Here is a 19,252-nt window from a genome sequence, read left to right as displayed (position 1 = left end):
CTTCTTCACTCATGCGGCTCCCTTTTCAGGTGTACGGCCCGTGCCGGCCCCAGCGTGGCGACCCACCCGGGCGGCACCACGATCGTGGACTCGGCGTCCTCGATGATCCCCGGACCGGGCAGGACCGCCAGCGTGTCGCGGGTGTGCACCGGCACCTCGGCATACCCGCCCACCTCGGCGAAGTACGCGGACCGTACTCCAACAGGCCCCGAGGAAGCCGCGGGAACGCCGGCGATCGCCGGGACCGGGGCGGCGGGCAGGGTGACGCGGACTCGGTAGCTGACGATCTCCACCTCGCCCCGCTGCGAGATCCCGTAAACCCGCTCATACCGGTCGAAGAACCGCGCCTCCAACTCTTTTCGCGGCAGCTCCGTACCCGACGAGCTCCACGGCACGGTCAGATCATGCGACTGCCCCCGGAACCGCACGTCCACCGACCGCGAGACCCGCACCCCCGGATCGGCCGGCGACACCCCCAGATCCTGCGCCGCCGCCGCGGCCAGCGAGTCGAACACCTCCGAGGGATCCCCGGCGTCCAGCCGCGACAGCACGCGATCCGTCGACAGGTCGCCCACCAGCAGCCCGGCCGCCGACGCGACGCCGCAGTGGGCGGGCACCACCACGGTCGCGATCCCGAACCGCTCCGCCACCCGCGCCGCGTGCATCGGCCCCGCCCCGCCGAAGGCCACCAGCGCGTACCCACGCGGATCGATCCCCCGCTGCACGGTCACCACGTGCACGGCCGAGGCCATCGAGGCGCTGACGATCTCGTGCACGGCGTGCGCCGCCGCCGCTCTGGACACCCCGAGCGGCCCGGCCAGCCGCTCCAGCGCCTTGTCGGCGAGCGGCGCCGACAACGGGATGGACGCCGACGCCAGGTAGCCGAGCACCAGGTTCGCGTCCGTGACCGTCGGCTCGGAGCCGCCCAGCCCGTAGCAGGCGGGTCCCGGATCGGAGCCGGCCGAGTGCGGGCCGACGCGCAGCGCTCCGGCGGCGTCGAGCCAGGCGATGCTGCCGCCGCCCGCGCCCACCTCCGCCAGGTCGATGGCCGGGGTCTTGATCGGCACGCCGGTCCCGGCCCGCCGCCCGCCGAAGCTGCCCTTGCCGCCGACGTGGAACTCGTGCGTGATCTCCGGCCGCCCGTCACGCACCACACAGGTCTTGGCCGTCGTCCCGCCCATGTCGAAGGAGATGACGTTCGCGAACCCGCTGCCCGCCGCCGCGAGCACCCCGGCCGCCGGGCCGGACTCGATCATGGCGACCGCCCGCCTGGCGGCCAGCTCGGCGGAGATCACGCCGCCGCTCGACTCCATCACGTGGACGGGCGCCCGCACGCCCAGCGAGGCCAGCTGGTCGCGCAGCCTGGAGAGGTACGAGGCCATGATCGGTCCGATATAGGCGGACATGATGGTCGTCGTGGCCCGCTCGTACTCGCGGATCTCCGGCCACACCTCGGACGAGACGACCACGTTCTCCACCGATTCGCGAAGGATCGCGGCCACCTGCCGCTCATGGCCGGGGTTGGCGTAGGAGTGCATCAGGCACACCGCCGCCGACGTGATGCCCCGCCGCGCGATCTCCGCCGCCACCCGTCGTACGGACTCCAGATCGAGGGGCGTCAGTACCGCCCCGCGCGCCGACACCCGCTCCACCACCTCGAAGCAGTCGCCCGCGGCCACCGGCGGGGGCGGCGGGGTGAAGCGCAGGTCGTAGCGGTCCTCCTCGACCCGGGCGTAGCGGCCCAGGGGGACGACCGAGCGGAAACCCCGGGTGGTGACGTAGGCCACCCGCACGCCCTTGCGTTCGAGCACGGCGTTGGTGGCCAGCGTGGTGGCGTGCACGACCCGGGTGACCGACGCGGGGTCCACGCCGGCGAGCACGCGTGTAACACCGTCCGCAATTCCGGCGATGGGGTCGTAGGGGGTGCTCAAACACTTGGCTACCGTTACCTCGCCCACATGACCGCGCAGGACCACGTCGGTGAAGGTGCCGCCTACGTCGATGCCGATCGCGTAGCCCATTCCGGTACCGTAGACGGCCAAGCAAGCGCTTGTCTATGAGCTCGTCTATTGACTTCCGGCAGGTGATTGAGACCCTTATTTCGATAACTGCGAAATTGGAGCGGAGATGGCACGTCTCACAGCTCTTGCCGGGGGTGTCGTGGCGACACTCGTCCTGCTCGCCCTGCCCGCGGCGGCGCACGAGCACCCCAGCGGGATCACCGACCTGGTCACCCCGGCCGTGGTTCGCGTGGAAGCCTCCTCTCATGTCGAGATCACTCTGCTCGATCACATAGGCGAGCTGATGCATGTGGAACGGTCCTACGACATCCCCTTAGGCGTGGGAACGGGCATCGTGGTCAACCCCGAGGGCGCCGTCGTCACCCTCACCCGTGTGGTCAAGACCGACAAGGACGTGGCGGTCTACGCGGCCAACAAGATCTTCGCCGAGCACCACAAGGTGAAGATCCCGGTCGACTTCGAGCGGCACAAGGTCAAGGACGACCTGCTTGAGCACCACTTGAAAGAGTGCTACCCGCCCAAGACCAACGTGTCGACCTGCATCATCAACGTCACCACCAACGTCACGATATTTCCGAACGTCTCCCCGGCCGACCCCAAGGGCATCAAGGCCGACATCGTCAGGACCGGCTCGCAGCCCGACAGCCCCGCCGTCCTGATCCCCACGGGCCGGGCCGTCGGCAGCGTCGGCATGCCCACCGCGCCCCTCGCCGACAAGGTGCCCGACCAGCAGGGCTCGCCCACCAACGTGGCCGGGTTCACCGACCGGCCCGGCGCGAACGTCAAGGAGACGGTGGAGATCGCGCACCTGGGCAAGGGCGGCGGCGGACAGGACGCCGGCCGGAGCTTCGCCGACCCGGAGAAGAAGGTCGACGAGCCCGTGAAGCTCGGCGCCCTGGTCGATCGCGGCCTGCTCGGCGCGCCGGTCATCGGCGACAAGGACGGCCACGTCATCGGCATGCTGATCGGCGGCGGCAAGGAAGCCAGGATGATCGGCATCAGGGAGATCCTCGCCGCGCTGGCCAAGGCCGGGGTCGCGCCGCGCCGCGGCGCCATCGACGCCGCCTTCGAGGCGGCGCTGACCCGCTACCACACCAAGTACTACACCGAGGCCGCGCCGGGCTTCCAGCGTGTGCTGGAGCTCTATCCGGGCAACGTGGTGGCGGCCACGCTGCTGCAGACCTCCCTGCAGAAGCGGGGCGGCCCGGAGGACGCGGGCAGCAGGCAGGTCGTGGCGCCGGCGCCCAGGAGCATGCCGCTTTGGCCGTTCATCGTCGCCGCCGGGGTGCTGTTCGCGGCTGCGGGCGCCGGGGTGTTCCTGCTGTGGCGGCGCCGCCGTACTCCCGACGACCAACCGGACCAGCCACCACCGCTGGTCGCGGCGGCAGCGGCGGCGGCCGCGGCCTCGGCGATGTCGTCGGCGCCGACCTCACCGCCGCCGCTCGACGAGAGCGCGAACCAGACCGTCGTGGTCCGCCGGTCGCAGCCCTTCCAGGTGATCCCGCAGCAGAAGCAGGTGCTCACCGCGCAGGACCAGCCGTCGGTCAAATACTGCACCGCGTGCGGAATGCGGCTGGGGGCCGCGCACCGCTTCTGCGGCTACTGCGGCCACCCCATCGAGACGTGACGCCCGTGAACGACAGATCACTCGTGGGCCAGGAGGTGGCCGGTTACTACATCGAGGACATCGTGGGCAAGGGCGGCATGGCCGTCGTCTACCTGGCGCTCGATCCGAGGCTGAGCCGGCGGGTGGCGTTGAAGATCCTGAACCCGGTGCTCAGCGTCGACGACCGGTTCAGGCAGCGCTTCATCCTGGAGTCCCGGACGGTCGCCAGCATCGAGCACCCCAACATCATCCCGATCTACGAGGCGAACGCCGACGCCGACGGCGTGCTCTACATCGCCATGCGCTACGTCGACGGGCTCGACCTGCGCCGCCTCATCTACGACCGGGGGGCGCTGCCGCTCGCGCAGGCGAACCAGATCATCGCCCAGGTGGCCGCCGCGCTCGACGCCGCGCACGCGCACGACCTGATCCACCGCGACGTGAAACCGGCCAACATCCTGCTGGCCGGGGACCACGTCTACCTGACCGACTTCGGCATCACCAAGCACCGCACGTCCATCTCCGGGCTGACCCAGACCGACCAGTTCATCGGCACGCCCCGCTACATGGCGCCCGAGCAGATCAACAAGGAGCACATCGACGGGCGGTGCGACCAGTACGCGCTGGCCTGCGTCGCCTACGAGGCGCTGTCGGGGCGGCTGCCGTTCCCGCGCGACAACGACATCGCGCTGCTCTGGGCGCACCTGGCCGAGCAGCCCACGCCGCTGTCGCAGGTCAGGCCGGAGCTGCCGATCGAGGTCGACGGTGTGATGATGCGGGCGCTGGCCAAGTCGCCCGAGCAGCGCTACCCGTCGTGCACCGCGTTCGTCACCGCGCTGCGCGACGCGATCAGCGGCCAGCCCGCCGGGCCGCCGCCCACCCAGCAGTCGACCGTACGCCAGCGCCGGAAGGCGGCCTCCGCCACCTCCGGCGGCACCGTCGGTGGCACCGCCGGCCCGAGCCGGCTGCCGCTCGTGGTGGCCACGGTGATCGCGGCCATCGCGGCGCTGTCCCTGGTCGTGCTGCTCGTCATGACCCAGAAGGGCGACTCCTGGGCCCGCTACCAGAGCACCACCGCCGCGCCGCTCACCTTCGAGTACCCGGCCGACTGGACCGTCAGGACGCACGGGGATTTGTTCGTGGTGGCCTCGCCGCACGCCGCCGAGTTCGAGTCGATGTTCGTCTCCGGCGCGGCCGCGGACTGGACCACGGTGAACGAGGTCATCACCGGTGACGCCGACAACGCCGTGGGCGTGTACGTTCAGGTCTCCGACGCGCTCAGCGCGAGCGCGACCGCCGCCCAGATGAAGGCCATGCTCGAAGGGCTGCTGCCCGGCGAGATCGTGGTGGACCAGCCCGTACCCGACCGCGCGGGCGACAGCGACGCCACCCGGTACGACGGCTCCCTGCGCGACCGTAACAGCGGCAACCGGCTCGGCTTCGTCAGCTACGTCATCGACCGCCGGCCCAAGCCGCTGCTGGTGCTGTACTTCTGCGCCAAGAACCGCTGCGACGACAGCACCGAGGGCCGCGTCAGGCAGAGCGTCCACCTCTCCTGACATCTCACCATGCGGACATGTTTGTCGGTTTTGGGCATCCCTATATGTATATTTTCCTGTAGAAGATACCTATCGCGGGAGATATTTCATGCAGGCGTTCCCCAGGGTGCTGTTCGACGAGGCCCACAGCGAGTCGTGGACCATCCGGCGTGACGTCGCCGAGGCCATCAACCCGGCCCACCCCGACGACAACAGCTATGCCCGCGCGGCCGAGCTGCTGCGGCGCCTGGGGCACACGGTGACGGCCCGTCTGACCGGACCGCTGGACGCGGGAACGCTCCAGGACCAGGACGTCCTGGTCATCGCGCATCCGTCGGGGGAGCGGTGGGAGCGCACCACGGGCCAGGGCAGTCCGGTGTTCTCCGCCGCCGAGCTCGACGCGGTGGCGGCGTTCGTCGCCGGTGGCGGCGGGCTGGTGGTGCTGGCGGAGGAGGAGCAGGACAAGTACGGCAACAACCTGGCGGAGTTGCTGGGCCGGTTCGGGGTGGGCGTGACGCACGCCACGGTGCGGGATCCCGGGCATGCTCACCGTGGGGTGGCGACCTGGGTGCTCGGCGAGCGGGCCACGAGTGACGGGCTGCTGGCCGGGGTCAAGGCCGCCTGCTTCTACCGCTCCGGCGCGCTGACTCTCGCGGATTCGTCGGTGGACGCGACCGTGTTGTTCGCCAGTTCGGGGAGTGCGGATCCGGCGGGGGCGCCACTGGCGGTGGCGGTGCGGCACGGGCGGGGCCGGGTCGTGGTGTTCGCCGACTCGGACCTGTTCGGCGACGACTCGATCGAGGACTACGACCACCGCGCCCTGTGGGGGAACGTGGTCACCTGGGCGGCCCGCGTGCCGGACGACGGTGCCACCGACTCCTGGGACGACCGGAAGGCGGGCCTGTTCGCCGCCCTCAAGGCGACGGTCGAGGAGCTCCGGCCGCTCCAGGTCAAGGACGGCTCGGTGCCCGCCGACAAGCCGCGCGCGAAGGCGCTGGTGGCCACGATCGACAGCCAGCTGGCCGAAATATCGCCATATTTCCCGCAGGACGCCGCCTACCTGGCCGCCGTTCGCGCCGACCTGGCCAAGTGGAGCGCGCAGGATCTGGGCGTACCGGACTTCCTCGACTCCCTGGAGCTGTTCCACCCCGACACCCAGCGCGTGGACGGCCTGGAGCACCTCGTCGTGTTCCCCATGTACACCCAGAACGGCAATCCGAACCGCACCCTGGAGGCCGTCTGGCTCCGTACGATCTGGCCGGACTGGCTGGCCGAGCTGGAGTCGTCCGGCTACGACAACCCGATGTTCGTGCCGATCGCCTTCGAGGACTTCACCTCCGGCTATGACACGCACTCGGCCGTGCTCTTCCCGGAGACGGTGGCCGTACGCCAGGCGCCCGAGCGGTTCACCTGGGGCGGCATCTTCGCCGACCGTGAGGCCGCCAGGTTCCGGCGGGTCGCCACGGCCGCCACGGCGACGCTCAAGCTCGACCTGCCGCCGGACGCGGCCAGGCTGCTGGAGTCGCAGCGGCTGGCCCAGGACACCTTTGTCATGTGGGACCTGATCCACGACCGTACCCACAGCCATGGCGACCTGCCGTTCGACCCGTTCATGATCAAGCAGCGCATGCCGTACTGGCTCTACTCGCTCGAAGAGCTGCGCTGCGACCTGACGGCCTTCGGCGAAGCCGTACGGCTGGAGGAGAAGGGCGTGCCGCACGCGCGCTACGTCCAGCACGCCATCCTGTTCGACCGGCTGTTCCGCTTCCCGATCACCGGTGAGCGGGTGCGCAACTACGACGGGCTCGGCGGGCAACTGCTCTTCGCGTACCTGCACCGCAACGACGTGGTGCGGTGGACCGACAACCGGCTCACGGTCGACTGGGAGCGCGTGGCGGGCGGTGTGGCCGATCTGCGGGGCGAGGTCGAGAAGCTGTACCGGGACAGCATCGACCGGTCGAAGCTGGCGCACTGGCTGGCCGCGTACGAGCTGGTGAGCGGGTACGTCGAGCCGAGCCCCGGATCGACCTGGGCCAAGGGGATCCAGGCGCTGCCGGAGGAGCAGAAGGCCAAGGTGGACGCGGTGCTGCCGGACGAGTTCCCGCTGAGCATGTTCTATGAGGCGCTGCGCCGTAAGCTGGCCGAAGTGGTCGAATCGACTAGGGGGATCCGGGCATGATCATTCTGGTTACGGGTGCCGGCGGTCCCACGGGCCAGGCCGTCGCCGGATATTTCCGGAAAAATGGGCACACTGTGCTCGGGGTCGGCAGGGACGACGTCGACCTTCTCGACCGCGCGGCCGTACAAGCGCTCGCGGACCGGATCTCCGCCGAGCACGGTCACGTCGACGGGGTGGTACACCTGGTCGGCGGCTGGCGCGGCGCGAAGTCGTTCGCCGAGACCAGCCTCGACGACTGGGACGCCCTGCACGACCTGCTGATCCGCACGCTCCAGCACGTCTCGCTGGCCTTCGAGCCGCTGCTGCGCAAGAGCCAGAACGGCCGTTTCGTGATCGTCTCCGCCAAGGCGGCCGAGCACCCCACGGCGGGCGGCGCCCCCTACGCCGCCGCCAAGGCGGCCGCGGAGGCGTGGACCCTGGCCCTGGCCGACGCCCTGAAGGACACCGGCAGCGCGGCGGTCATCCTGGTCGTCAAGGCGCTGGTGAACGACGCCATGCGCGCCGCCAGGCCGGACGCCCGTTTCACCGGCTTCACCGACGTCAATACGCTGGCAGAGGCGATCGGCGACCTCTATGACCGGCCCGCCGCGCAGCTCAACGGCACCAGATTGGACCTCACTCAGTGATTGCCCGGCACGACCCGCAGCTCAAGAGCTTCGCCAGCGACAACTACGCGGGGGTGCACCCGGAGATCCTGCGCGCCATCGCCGACGCCAACGGCGGCCACCAGATCGCCTACGGCGACGACGTCTACACCGAGGCCCTGCTGAGCGTCTTCCAGCGGCACTTCGGCGAACGGGCCCAGGTCTGGCCGGTGTTCAACGGCACCGCCGCGAACGTCGTCTCCCTGCGCGCCATGACCGCCCAATGGGAGGCGGTCATCTGCGCCGAGACCGCCCACATCCACACCGACGAGGGCGGCGCGCCGGAGGTCGTGGGCGGCATCAAGCTGCTGACCGTACCCACGCCCGACGGCAAGCTCACCCCGGAGCTGATCGACCGCCAGGCCTGGGGCTTCGGCGACGTCCACCGCGCCCAGCCCCGCGTCGTGTCCATCTCCAACACCACCGAACTCGGCACCCTCTACACCCCCGAGGAGATCGCGGCCGTCTGCGCCCACGCGCACGAGCGCGGCCTCCTCGTCCACCTCGACGGCTCCCGCCTCACGAACGCCGCCGCCGCCCTCGACGTCCCGCTGCGGGCGCTGACCACCGACGCGGGCGTCGACGTCCTCTCCTTCGGCGGCACCAAGATCGGCCTGCTGTACGGCGAGGCGGTCGTGGTACTCAACCCCGAGGCGGCCACCGGCGTCGACTACATCCGCAAGACGTTCATGCAGCTGTCGTCGAAGATGCGCTTCGTGTCCGCGCAGTTCGAGGCGCTGCTCTCCGGCGACCTGTGGCTGCGCAACGCCCGCCAGGCCAACGCCATGGGACGACGGCTGGCGGCGGCGGTCCGCGACATCCCCGGCGTCGAGGTGCCGCGCCCGGTGGAGGCGAACGCGGTGTTCGCGGTGCTGCCGCGTGAGGTGACGGAGCGGCTGCAGAAGCGCTTCCGGTTCTACACCTGGAACGAGGCGACGGGGGAGGTGCGGTGGATGTGCGCCTTCGACACCACGGAAGCGGACGTGGACGCCTTCGCGGCCGCGATCCGGGAGGAAATGAGCTGACTTTTGGGGCTCTCGCGTGCTCTGTCAGCTCTCGCGCGCTTTCTCAGCGCTCTCAGGGCTCTCAGGGCTTTCAGGCGTTGAGGGCGAGGCGGGCGGCCTGCCAGCCGCCCATGCCGTGTACGGCCGCCCCGGGCGGTGTGGCCGCCGAGCAGAGGAACACCCCCGGCAGCGGCGTCCGCCAGGGCGCCGCCGACCACACCGGCCGCCTGACGAACTGCCCCAGGCCCGCCAGCCCGCCCCCGATGTCACCGCCCACCAGATTGGGGTTGGCCGCCTCCAGCTCGGCGGGCCCCATCGCGTGCCTGGCCAGCACCCGGTCGCGGAACCCCGGCGCGAACCGTTCGATCTGCCCCTCGATGGCGTCCGTCATGTCGACCCGGGACCCGTTCGGCACATGACAGTAGGCCCACAACGTGTGCCCGCCCCGGCTGTCATCGGCCGCGTAAGGCTGCACGAGCAGCACGTACGGCCGCGGTGAGTGCCGCCCGTGAGCCATCTCGGCCTCGCTGAGCGCGATCTCCTCCAGCGTGCCCCCGAGGTGTACCGTCCCGGCCGCCGCCACCGCCGGATCCCGCCAGGGCACGGGCCCGTCGAGCGCCCAGTCCAGCTTGAACACCCCTGGCCCGTACCGATAACGCTCCAGCCCCCTGCGATACCCGGCCGGCAGCTCGGCCATCGTCAGGAACTGCCGGGGGGTCACGTCGAGCACCACCGTCTCGGCGTCCAGCTCCCGCAGATGACGTACCCGATGGCCGGTGACCGCCTCCCCGCCCAGCGCCCTGAGCCTGGCCACCAGAGCGTCGGCCAGGACCTGCGACCCACCCTTCACCACCGGCCACCCCACCAGGTGAGCCAGGGCCGCCAGAAGCAGGCCGTATCCGCTCGTCATGGGCGAGCGCAGGTCGAGCATCGAGTGGGCGGCCATGCCCGCGAGCACCGCCCGCCCCTCGACGGTCCGGAACGCCCGCCGGCTGAGCGTCGTGACCGGCAGCGCCGCCGCCGCCCCGAACCTGGCCGCCTGCGCGAACACCCGAGGCTGCTGCTCCCACGGCCCGAGCGGCTTGAGCAGCAGATCGACCAGCGGCAACCCGGCCCGCGCCGCCGCCCCCACCGTCCGCTCCCACACCGCCGCATCCCGCCCCAACCCGGCCGCGGTACGGCGGGCATCACGGTGTACGAGTACGGCGGGGCGATCATCGAGCGGATGAGCGGCCACGACACCGGGATGCACGAACTCGACCGAACCGAACTCGACCCCACGAGACTCGACCCCACGAGACTCGACCCCATGGAGACCGCGCTCTTTGGGGCCGGATCCACTGATGCCGAGCTCCCTGAAAGCAGGAGAGGCCAGCGCCATGGCCATCACGGTCGCACCCAGATCGTGCACCCGCCCAGGCAGCGTCACCTCAGCCGACCGCAGCCCCCCGCCGAACTGGTCGGCCGCCTCCAGCAGCAGCACCTCACGCCCGGCCTGAGCCAGCAGAACGGCGGCGACGAGCCCGTTCGGCCCGGACCCCACCACAACGGCGTCAGCACTCACCTCAGCCCCGCCTCAATCCGTGACGCCGCGCGCCCACTTCAAGCCCGCCTCAGTAGCTCATTGCCCTGAGATGCCGCGCGCTCACTTCAGGATCGTCGGGTACGGCTGCGCGCCGCGCTGCTTGAGCATCTCGGTCATGAGCTTGATCTCGCCGGTCTGCCCGGTGACGATCTTCTGCGCCATGCCGACCACCTCGTCTCGCGTGGACAGCTTCAGCAGACCCTCGGCCATCTGCACCCCGCCCTCGTGGTGGCGGATCATCAGCTGCAGGAAGAGCACCTCGGCCGCCGTGCCCTGCAGTTCCTTGAGCTTGGTCAGCTGGTCCGGCGAGGCCATGCCCGGCATCAACCCGCCCACGGGAACGGCCGCGGGGGCGGCCGCCGTGCCCGACCCGCTGTGGCCGTGCCCGGCCATCCAGGCCATCGGCCGGCGGTCGGTGGCCTGGTCGAGCTCCCACTGCTGCAACCACCCCTGGAACATGCCCCGCTGGTTGGACTGGGTGGTGATGATGTCGTAGGCCAGGTTTCTGATGTCCTTGGACTGCGTCTTGTCCCTGATCGTGAACGACATGTCGACGGCCTGTGCGTGATGCGTGGCCATGTCGCGAGCGAATCCGGCCTCCGCCGAGGCGTCGCCGGGGGTGCCGCTCCGACCCCATACGAGGAAGATCACCGCTGCGGCGAGGACGAGCACGGCGCAGGCGATGAGCAGTGAGTTCTTGGCGGGCTTTTCCATGGCTCGTCCAGCGTACCCATCTCATCGCCGAGGCGTGCCCGGACACTTAGGACGCTCTTATTCTCCGCATACTGACCTAGGGCATAGGGTGACCCGGAGTTGGCATGCCGATGGAGGAACGATGACGAAGGAGAAGGCGCAGGCGCGGCGCGAGCATCTGCAGAAGATGCGAGCGCAGCAGAAGAGCAAGGAGCGCCGCGCCGCGCTGTTGATGTGGGGGGCAGGCGGACTCGTCATCGTGCTGCTCGTCGGAGTGGTCGGTTTCTACTTGGTCAAGCAGGCCAAAGAGACGTCATTGGGGGCCGTGGCCAACTACAAGTACGAGGCGGGCCAGCACGTCTGGAACGCGGTCACCTACAAGGAGACCCCGCCGGTCGGCGGCCAGCACAACAACTACTGGCAGCAGTGCGCGGTCTACGACAAGCCGATCCACAACGAGCACGCCGTCCACTCGCTGGAGCACGGCGCCCTGTGGATCACGTACCGCCCCGACCTGCCGAAGGCGCAGGTCGACGCGCTGAAGAAGACGGCTACCTCGACGGGCCAGCAGGACTACATGCTGGTCAGCCCCTACCCGAACCTGCCCGCTCCGGTCGTGGCATCGTCCTGGGGCCACCAGCTGAAGCTCGACAAGGCCGACGACCCGAAGCTCGCGGCGTTCATCAAGAAGTACCAGAACGGCCCGGACACCCCTGAAGCCGGCGCCATCTGCGGCGGCCCCGACGCCATCACCACGACGGCGGACCAGGCCCCCCTCCCTCCGGAGCCCAAGGGCCAGGCAAGCCAGCCCCCCACGGAAATGATCAGCCCCAGCCCCACCAACAAGTAACCCCCAAAGCGCGGGCCTCCGGGCGTGTCTCCCAGGGGGCTCCGCCCCCTTCGACCCCCGAAATGCATGGTCTTCGCTTTCGCTCAGGCTGTCCTTCTCGGGGGCTCCGCCTTTCGGCGGGGGCCTGCCGGCCCCCGCTGCCCCCGGACGTGATCCCGTTGTCATCGGCCAGGCACGGTTGACCATTGCCGCTGCCTGGCAGTGTTTGGTTGGACACGATCGCCAATGGCATAGTGGTGACGCCCACCGGGCGTCGTCAAGATCGTGCGGCTCTCCGCGGTGGAGAAGCCACACTAGACATATGCGGCCATGTGCGTCGCTCAGCCTCCGTCCGGGTGAATACCCAGCGTCGCCAGTAGGCGCCACATGTCAGTGGATGGGTCACGCTGGAGAATCTGGCAGTCCGGGGCATGTCCAGAGCGGGCCATCCACTGTTGCGCGGTCTGCGGTTCGGTGTCGCGGCCAACTGGTTCGGTCTTCGCGTGAGCAGGTTTGCAGCGACCATGAGCACAAGAGGCGACCAGGCTCCGGGCATGTGTCACCGCTTGGCCTTCTCTTCCATTCAGAGCATCGCGCCGGGCGCCTTTTATGCTCTTGTCGTTTCTCTTGTCGTAGCCCTTGAACGGGCTCGCCCCCTTGGCTTGCCGAAGCTTGTCGACCACGATCCTGCTGCTGCCGCTCTGTGCCCCCCCGAACGCCTGGAAGTGCAGAAGCAGCCACAGGTCGAATGACGGGTGCGAGAACGCGAGTTCGATCTTGGAATCGGCCGCGATCTTGACCGCCTGCGGGATGTCATGATGCTGGTCGCGATCGAAAAGCGCCCATGCCTCGTCTTCGGCAGCGGCCTTTCCCGCTGCTTCGACGGCCTCGGAAGGAGTCATCCCATTCTTCCGATAGACCGGCTGGATCCGAAAGGGCGGTCTACCCTGGCCGTCGCCATCCCCGAATTGTTCATTCAGATACCGCAGGTAATCCGGTTCGGTGGATTCTCCCTCGCAGGCCACATACAGGACTCGTACCTCGCGCGAGCGTGTTTCGGATCTCGGCGCCAGCGAACGCTCATCTTCCGAGCGTCCGCGACGTCTCAGCCCCTGCCCGTTTCCAGTTCGCCCGCTCACGCCGTCGCCTTCGTTTCCCGCCAGGACAGTTCACGGACGATCTCACCCGCAGTGACTCGGGGAACACCACCGTAACGACCGCGGAGGTACCCGCGCTCAAGATTCTCCTCCTTGCGCGGCTTGGCATCCGTCAGCGGGTACAACTCGGTCTCGCCGGAGCGTTTCTTCACCGTGATCCATACCTGATCGCGGTTGAGTGGACGATCCAGCACCGCGCTGCCCAGCAAGGTCGCGTCATGCGTCGTGAAGATCACCTGCGCGTCGTGTGGATTGGACGTGGGGTCCTGGAAGACACGCACGACCTCGGCGGCGAGTGCGGGGTGCAGGCTCGAATCCAATTCGTCCACCAGGAGAATCGACCCCCGATCCAGCACGGTGAGCATAGGGCCCAGAAACGCGAACCACGCATGAGTGCCCAGTGATTCTTCGGTGCGGAAGTCCAGCGGCGCCTCGCCACCATCCGGGGTGCGGTGCCACAGCCTGATCTCGCCGGTTTCTGGGTCGGTATCAAGGCCGGTGATCCCTAGATCGGCCGACTGCAGCAACCGCACGATTCGCTGCTCGTAGATCCCCGCTCGATCTGGACGGGTCAGCAGGCCTCTGGTCGAGTTCGTTGAGGATTTCAGGTCCCTGCCCGGTGTGACGAGCTGCAGATCATTCAAGAACCATCTGTGTATCGCGGACAATTGGGGATCGTTGAGGGTTGCGCCCACGGACAGGAACAGAGCGTTGGGGCGGGTCAACTTGACCAGGGAGTCTCGTTCTCCCCTGAAGCCCTCTCCTCTGAAGACGAACTCCCCGCCGGCTGATTCGGGGCGGTCCGCCTCTCGGTCGAACCAGACGTTGCGCCGACCATGCGGATAAGCGTGCAGCCACTCCGCTTCCACTCTCTCGTCCGACAGTTCGAAGCCGTAGGTGTAGCGAACAGGATCTCGGCCCAGTGTGAGGTCCACTTCGAACAGGCTCGTTTCCTCGCGGGATGCGGAATCGAGCTTGAAGGGCTCTCTGGGAACCGTGCCTGGAGTCTTGGCCCAGTCCGCGAAAGAGTCCCGCACCGCCTCGGCCATGAGCTGGAAGGCGCTCAGCAGATTGGACTTCCCAGACGCATTTGCTCCAAAAACACCGAGCACAGGCTGCAGCGCGACATCTCGCCCCTTGTGCTGGAGGCCGGTCCTGCGACCCGTTCCCTCGTCGAACTCGGTGGCGATCAGGGACAGGTCCTGCTCATGGCAGATGGACCGATGGTTGGCTACCCGAAAACGGATCAGCACCGCTGACCTCCAGTCGAGACGGGGTTCTGCTACCGATTATCTACGGTCTGGTGCGCATAACCTGCATGTAACAGCCTATGACACTCCCCATATAGATGCCACCAGCTGCTGGCGCGCACCTGCGCCGTGTCTCGTCGTGGGCACGCTCTACGTTCAGGATGGCGACCAGCGGGTTTCGTCAGATCGATCGCTCCGCGTGGTCGAGGATCGGCGGAGGCCGCAGAGCGGACCATGCGGCATCGCTCTCCGGCTCCAAGGTTTCCACAGCCATCCCCCTTGCCTGATCGAGCGGGTTCGATCTACTGCTGCTGAGCTGCTTCGACAGCGTCGATCCAGGTCTCGTTGAAGGCCTGGTCGTCCAGGTCGGCGAGCACCTGCGTCCGCCGCCCGTTCGGGTCGTCCGTGAAGCACAGCTGCTCTGCTTCGAGGTCGGTCCGCAGGCGCTGTTCCTGGACGACGGCCCCGCTCCAGCCGAGCGCCACGGCGCACGCGACCGGGTCCCAGTGGAAGTTGATCAAGTCATCGGGTAGTCCCGCATGAGCGCGGCCGAGCTCCGTCATACCGCTGTACATGGCGTAGGCCCTGCATTGACGGGCGAGTAGTTCGCCCAGGGGCCCAGAGGCGGCCAGGCGGGGCAAGTGCGCGGCCCGTAGGTGCGCCTTGACGGCTACGGGGAGGGTGACCAGGGTGAGCCGGGCGTGCTCGGCCAGCAGCCGGGCGGCTTGGGTATCGCACTGTGTGTTCCAGTCCATTTCCGGGCCCCATGCAGGCAGGCCGGCGGCGAGGGGGTGCACCCATCCGCCCATGGCCACCACCGGCACCTCGTCAAGACGACCGGGCCGGGCAGTGTGCAGCAGAGCCAGGTTGGTGAAGGGCCCGATGGCCGCGATGGTGGCACCCAGGTCGATGCTGCCCTCAAGCAGGTCGATCGCGGCTTCCGGCGGCGCGGGACGGGGGGTGACGGTAACGCCGCCCCAGTACCGCTCGTGATCGAGCAAGTCGCCCATGGACCGGCCTGTGGCGAGTGATCTTCCGGCACCGGCGACGACCGGAATGTCCGGGCGCCCGACCAGCTGGAGACAGTGCGCGACGTAACCGGCCCGCCGGCCATCAGGGTCAGCGGTCGTGGTGATGCCGACGACCTCCACTCCGGGCCAGCCCAGAACCATCGCCAGGGCGCAGAGGTCGTCAGGATCCCCGCCCAGGTCGGTGTCGATGTGCAAGCGCATGTCAGGCATCCTGTCGCCCGTCGCGCCGGGCTGCCACGGCTTTCCGCCTATCGCCGTCACTGCTCCCCACGCCCGCGTCAAAGGCCGTGCACCAACGCATACGCCCCGGACGAGTGGCTGGAGCACTGCCAGTGGCGTCAGATTCGTTCGACCTCGAGCACGAGCTTGCCGGTCGTACGGCCGGACTCGATGCGGCGGTGCGCCTGTGCGGCCTGCTCCAGCCGCAGCGACTCGACCTGCACCCGAAGCTCCCCGCTAGCGGCCGCCGCCACAGCCCGATTCAGCGCCCGGCCTGCCTCCGCTGGGAAAGCGGCGGAGAACGCGGCCAGGTTGAACCCGGAGACCGTCTTGTTGGTGAACCACACCTCGTTGGCCGAGATCCCGACGTCCTCGGCGCCGGAGGCGTTGCCCATCACCACCATCCGGCCCATCGGCGCGAGCAGGTCCAGGCTGGTACGGCGGGTCATACCCCCGACCATGTCCACCACGACGTCGAACCGGTCGGCCTCGGCCACCTGATCGCGCAGGACGACCTCGTCGTAGCCGAACGCCTTGGCGGTCTCGATCTTGGCGGGGCTGCCCACGGTGCCCACCACGCGGCCCGCGCCCAGCAGCCGGGCGGCCTGGCCGAGTTGGCTGCCCACGCCTCCGGCGGCGGCGTGCACGAGTACGGTTTCGCCTGGTTCGATGCGGGCCACCCGGTCGAGTACGAGGAACGCGGTGGTGCTGTTGGAGGGCAGCGCCGCCGCGATGCCCAGCCCCAGGTCGTAGCCGTCCAAGGGGGCCACCAGGTCGGCGGAGGTGGTCACCACCTCCGCGTAGCCGCCGCTGTCGACGATCGTCAGCGCGGCGACCGACTGGCCCACGCGCAGCCCCTCGACGCCGGGGCCGAGCGCCCGGATGTGGCCGGACACCTCGATGCCGGGCACGAAGGGCAGCGGTACGTCCACCACGCCCTGCCGGTAGAGGATCTCGGCGAAGTTGGCGCCCGCGTATGCCACGTCGATGGAGACCTGCCCCGGCCCGGGCTCGGGGATCTTGACCTCGTCGAGGCGGAGGACGTCAGCGCTGCCGAATTCGGGAATCGTGATTGCCTTCATGCCTTCCATCGTGCTGGGACGGCTTCCGGCAAGGCAGTGTCAGCTCATCCTGGGTGTGCCACCACCAGGCTCTCCACCTTCGCCTTGGTGTCGGTGTCGGGATGCGGCGTGTGCAGCACCACGTTGAGGTCCGCACGGTCCGGCAGCCGGAACAGCGAGTACTCGAAGGTGAGGTTCCCGGCCTCGGGGTGGGTGATCGCCTTGATTCCCTGGGAGCGGGAACGTACATCCGGCCGGGCCCACATCTCGGCGAACTCCGCACTGGCGCCGCACAGCTCGTCGGCGATCTGCCCGAAGACCGGATCGTCGTGATAGCGCGCCGCGCTGGCACGGAAGTCGGCCACCATGTCCGGGGCGAACTCGTGCCATTCGGTGAACCTGCCGCGGTAGATCGGGTGGGTGAAGAAGGCCACGATGCAGTTCCGGACATCGTCGTCGAATCCGAACACCCACCTGGCCGCGTCGTTCATCGCCACCAGGTTGTAGTGCCGATCCAGTACGTGCGCCGGATTGGGCATCCATGCGTCCAGCACCGCGCGCAGTTGCTCGCTCACCGGCGTACCCGGCCGGCCCGCGGGGTCCGGTGGATTCAGCCCGGCGAGCACGTACAGGTGCGCCCGCTCCGTCTCGTCAAGCTTCAGCACGCGGGCGACCGCGTCCAGCACAGCGTCGGAGACCTTGATGTCGCGTCCCTGCTCCAACCAGGTGTACCAGGACACTCCCACCCCGGCGAGCACGGCCACCTCTTCCCGGCGCAGCCCCGGAGTGCGGCGGCGTCCTCCGTCGGGCATGCCCACGTCGGCGGGGGAGAGGGCCTCCCGCTTGGCACGCAAGAACTCTTTTAGCTGGTCGCGGCGGCCTTGACTAGCAGTCACAAGAACACCATAGGCGACTACAGAACCGGCCTCCGACTTGCGATCGCCCGAGGGAGACGAGGTCTCCGTGACTCCATTGCCTTTACACTACTTATAATGAATATATGATGCGTGAAACGCCGATGTCCCGGCGCATGCCTTGGGAGGAAAGCACGTGAAGCTCGTGATCTTCGGGGCCAACGGCCCGACCGGGCGGCTAACCACCGCCCAGGCGCTCGCCGAGGGCCACGCCGTCACCGCGGTCACCCGGCATCCGCAGGCGTTCCCCCTCAGCGACCCCGCGCTGGACGTGGCGAAGGCGGACGCCTTGGACCCCGAAGCGGTGGACCGGGTGGTGGCCGGGCACGAGGCGGTGATCTCGACGCTCGGTGTCCCCTACGGCTCCGAGGTGCCCACCACGTGCTCCCGGTCGACCGAGAACATCGTCGCGGCCATGATCGCCCACGGCATCCGGCGCCTGGTCTGCGTGACCTCGACCGGTGTCCCCATGAAGCCCCCGCCCGGCGAGACCCTCGTCTACCGCAAGGTGATCGTGCCCATGCTCCTCAGGATGGGCCGCCCGCTGTACGAGGACGCCGCCCGCATGGAAGAGATCGTCGCCCGGAGCGACCTCGACTGGACCGTCATCCGCCCCTCCGGTCTGTTCGACGGGGACGCGGTCACCGACTACACCGTCGGCCCGCCGCAGATGGTCGGCCGGTTCACCGCCCGCCGCGACCTGGCCGACGCGCTCATCCGCGAGGCCGTCGAGGATCGCAACGTTCGCTCCATCGTCGAGGTCCTCACCACCGAGGGCACGCCGAGCGTCTACCGCGTGTTTCTGAAGGAAGCTCTCCGCATCGGCAATGGCAGCGCTTAAAGGTCGAGGAGCCTCGGGTTCGCGCCTTCCAGGTGGGTTATGGCGTCGACCATGTCGGGGAAGGCGTCGATGAACGCGTCGACACGATATGCGCCGAACTCCGTACGCTGCCTGAGACCGCTCTGCATGCAGGCGATGAAGCGCAAGCCGGCCCCGTTGGCCGCCTGTGCGTCACCGGGGGAGTCGCCCACGTACAGGCATTGACGGGGCTCCAGCCCGGTGGCGGCCAGAAGTTCGTCGAAGGCGCGGCCGTCGGGCTTGCCGAAGCGCATGTTGCCGGCATGGTAGACAGCGGCGAGCCGACCGGCCAGCGCATGATCCGGCGCCAGGAGGTGCTCCACCTCCGCTTCGGTTCGTGAGGTCAGCAGCATGAGGCTGCGCCCTGCGGCGGCGAGCTCATCGAGCGCCCGGAGGTTCTCCGGTGCGACGACATCCAGCCGCCCGGCCACCACGTACTCCCGGAGCACCGCCTGATAGACAGGAGCGAAGATCGTCAAGTCAAGGCCGGGCGAACGCTGTGGCATCGCTTCGAGCAAGGGCTGCCCCCACGTGGACAGGTGCACGGCTCGAGGCATCGACTCGCGGTCGATGCGCGCCAAAACCTCGTTTTCCAGCTCGAAACACACCGCCTCAGTGAGGCAGAGCGTGTCGTCCACATCAATCACCACGGCGCGGATCAC

The 19,252-nt window shown here is 68.9% G+C and carries 16 protein-coding genes; 7 read left to right on the top strand and 9 right to left on the bottom strand.

What is annotated here, in order from left to right:
- Positions 1-5: 5 nt before the first annotated feature.
- Positions 6-2,021: a hydantoinase/oxoprolinase family protein gene (locus tag AB0H88_RS02805; RefSeq protein ID WP_357640421.1), complete on the bottom strand. Its 2,016-nt coding sequence runs from the start codon at positions 2,019-2,021 to the stop codon at positions 6-8.
- A 106-nt stretch (positions 2,022-2,127) separates the two neighbouring features.
- Between AB0H88_RS02805 and AB0H88_RS02800 the strand changes: the two genes are divergently transcribed.
- The 5 genes from AB0H88_RS02800 (at position 2,128) to AB0H88_RS02780 (ending at position 9,013) form a co-directional block, all read left to right on the top strand.
- The gene (locus AB0H88_RS02800) at positions 2,128-3,648 is read left to right on the top strand and encodes a hypothetical protein (RefSeq protein ID WP_357640417.1); all 1,521 of its coding nucleotides are present in this window, start codon (positions 2,128-2,130) and stop codon (positions 3,646-3,648) included.
- 5 nt (positions 3,649-3,653) lie between these two features.
- Positions 3,654-5,186 (top strand): serine/threonine-protein kinase, encoded by a 1,533-nt coding sequence (locus AB0H88_RS02795; protein WP_357640414.1) that lies wholly within the window; start codon positions 3,654-3,656, stop codon positions 5,184-5,186.
- Between the two features lie 88 nt (positions 5,187-5,274).
- The gene (locus AB0H88_RS02790; RefSeq protein WP_357640411.1) at positions 5,275-7,344 is read left to right on the top strand and encodes a DUF6421 family protein; all 2,070 of its coding nucleotides are present in this window, start codon (positions 5,275-5,277) and stop codon (positions 7,342-7,344) included.
- Positions 7,341-7,970, top strand: a complete 630-nt coding sequence (locus AB0H88_RS02785) for an SDR family NAD(P)-dependent oxidoreductase (RefSeq protein WP_357640408.1) — start codon at positions 7,341-7,343, stop codon at positions 7,968-7,970. The genes AB0H88_RS02790 and AB0H88_RS02785 overlap by 4 nt, the downstream gene beginning before the upstream one ends.
- Positions 7,967-9,013, top strand: a complete 1,047-nt coding sequence (locus AB0H88_RS02780) for a low specificity L-threonine aldolase (RefSeq protein ID WP_357640406.1) — start codon at positions 7,967-7,969, stop codon at positions 9,011-9,013. The genes AB0H88_RS02785 and AB0H88_RS02780 overlap by 4 nt, the downstream gene beginning before the upstream one ends.
- Positions 9,014-9,083: 70 nt before the next feature.
- On the opposite strand, the gene AB0H88_RS02775 is transcribed toward AB0H88_RS02780, so the two are convergent.
- Together AB0H88_RS02775 and AB0H88_RS02770 are read right to left on the bottom strand one after the other, a co-directional pair.
- Positions 9,084-10,556: an NAD(P)/FAD-dependent oxidoreductase gene (locus AB0H88_RS02775; protein WP_357640403.1), complete on the bottom strand. Its 1,473-nt coding sequence runs from the start codon at positions 10,554-10,556 to the stop codon at positions 9,084-9,086.
- Between the two features lie 81 nt (positions 10,557-10,637).
- On the bottom strand, positions 10,638-11,291 hold the full coding sequence (locus tag AB0H88_RS02770) for a DUF305 domain-containing protein (RefSeq protein ID WP_357640401.1): 654 nt from the start codon (positions 11,289-11,291) through the stop codon (positions 10,638-10,640).
- Positions 11,292-11,412: 121 nt separating this feature from the next.
- On the opposite strand from AB0H88_RS02770, the gene AB0H88_RS02765 reads away from it, so the two are divergent.
- Complete coding sequence (locus AB0H88_RS02765; protein ID WP_357640398.1) at positions 11,413-12,120, top strand: DUF3105 domain-containing protein; 708 nt, start codon at positions 11,413-11,415, stop codon at positions 12,118-12,120.
- A gap of 320 nt (positions 12,121-12,440) precedes the next feature.
- On the opposite strand, the gene AB0H88_RS02760 is transcribed toward AB0H88_RS02765, so the two are convergent.
- From AB0H88_RS02760 to AB0H88_RS02740, 5 genes are all read right to left on the bottom strand, one after another.
- A complete protein-coding gene (locus AB0H88_RS02760; protein ID WP_357640395.1) occupies positions 12,441-13,238 on the bottom strand; it encodes an RloB family protein in 798 nt (265 codons plus the stop codon).
- On the bottom strand, positions 13,235-14,509 hold the full coding sequence (locus tag AB0H88_RS02755; protein WP_357640392.1) for an ATP-binding protein: 1,275 nt from the start codon (positions 14,507-14,509) through the stop codon (positions 13,235-13,237). The genes AB0H88_RS02760 and AB0H88_RS02755 overlap by 4 nt, the downstream gene beginning before the upstream one ends.
- Positions 14,510-14,808: 299 nt before the next feature.
- Complete coding sequence (locus tag AB0H88_RS02750; RefSeq protein ID WP_357640390.1) at positions 14,809-15,738, bottom strand: nucleoside hydrolase; 930 nt, start codon at positions 15,736-15,738, stop codon at positions 14,809-14,811.
- 137 nt (positions 15,739-15,875) lie between these two features.
- Complete coding sequence (locus AB0H88_RS02745; protein WP_357640387.1) at positions 15,876-16,838, bottom strand: zinc-binding dehydrogenase; 963 nt, start codon at positions 16,836-16,838, stop codon at positions 15,876-15,878.
- A gap of 44 nt (positions 16,839-16,882) precedes the next feature.
- Positions 16,883-17,713, bottom strand: coding sequence for a helix-turn-helix transcriptional regulator (locus AB0H88_RS02740; protein ID WP_357640384.1), 831 nt, complete (start codon positions 17,711-17,713; stop codon positions 16,883-16,885).
- 154 nt (positions 17,714-17,867) lie between these two features.
- On the opposite strand from AB0H88_RS02740, the gene AB0H88_RS02735 reads away from it, so the two are divergent.
- Positions 17,868-18,572, top strand: coding sequence for an SDR family oxidoreductase (locus tag AB0H88_RS02735; RefSeq protein WP_357640382.1), 705 nt, complete (start codon positions 17,868-17,870; stop codon positions 18,570-18,572).
- On the opposite strand, the gene AB0H88_RS02730 is transcribed toward AB0H88_RS02735, so the two are convergent.
- On the bottom strand, positions 18,569-19,252 hold the full coding sequence (locus AB0H88_RS02730) for an HAD family hydrolase (RefSeq protein ID WP_357640379.1): 684 nt from the start codon (positions 19,250-19,252) through the stop codon (positions 18,569-18,571). The two genes, AB0H88_RS02735 and AB0H88_RS02730, sit on opposite strands and share 4 nt — an antisense overlap.

The sequence above is a fragment of the Nonomuraea sp. NPDC050680 genome (assembly GCF_040654555.1).
Taxonomy (GTDB): domain Bacteria; phylum Actinomycetota; class Actinomycetes; order Streptosporangiales; family Streptosporangiaceae; genus Nonomuraea.
The sequence above is the reverse complement of the archived record's forward strand: the minus strand, read 5'-3'. Positions and strand labels throughout refer to the sequence as shown.

What these genes read in the sequence shown, in the direction of transcription:
- AB0H88_RS02785 (WP_357640408.1), top strand. Translation starts at nt 7,341, where the DNA reads ATGATCATTCTGGTTACGGGTGCCGGCGGTCCCACGGGCCAGGCCGTC.
- AB0H88_RS02745 (WP_357640387.1), bottom strand. Translation starts at nt 16,838, where the DNA reads ATGAAGGCAATCACGATTCCCGAATTCGGCAGCGCTGACGTCCTCCGC.
- AB0H88_RS02800 (WP_357640417.1), top strand. Translation starts at nt 2,128, where the DNA reads ATGGCACGTCTCACAGCTCTTGCCGGGGGTGTCGTGGCGACACTCGTC.
- AB0H88_RS02805 (WP_357640421.1), bottom strand. Translation starts at nt 2,021, where the DNA reads ATGGGCTACGCGATCGGCATCGACGTAGGCGGCACCTTCACCGACGTG.
- AB0H88_RS02750 (WP_357640390.1), bottom strand. Translation starts at nt 15,738, where the DNA reads ATGCGCTTGCACATCGACACCGACCTGGGCGGGGATCCTGACGACCTC.
- AB0H88_RS02770 (WP_357640401.1), bottom strand. Translation starts at nt 11,291, where the DNA reads ATGGAAAAGCCCGCCAAGAACTCACTGCTCATCGCCTGCGCCGTGCTC.
- AB0H88_RS02765 (WP_357640398.1), top strand. Translation starts at nt 11,413, where the DNA reads ATGACGAAGGAGAAGGCGCAGGCGCGGCGCGAGCATCTGCAGAAGATG.
- AB0H88_RS02790 (WP_357640411.1), top strand. Translation starts at nt 5,275, where the DNA reads ATGCAGGCGTTCCCCAGGGTGCTGTTCGACGAGGCCCACAGCGAGTCG.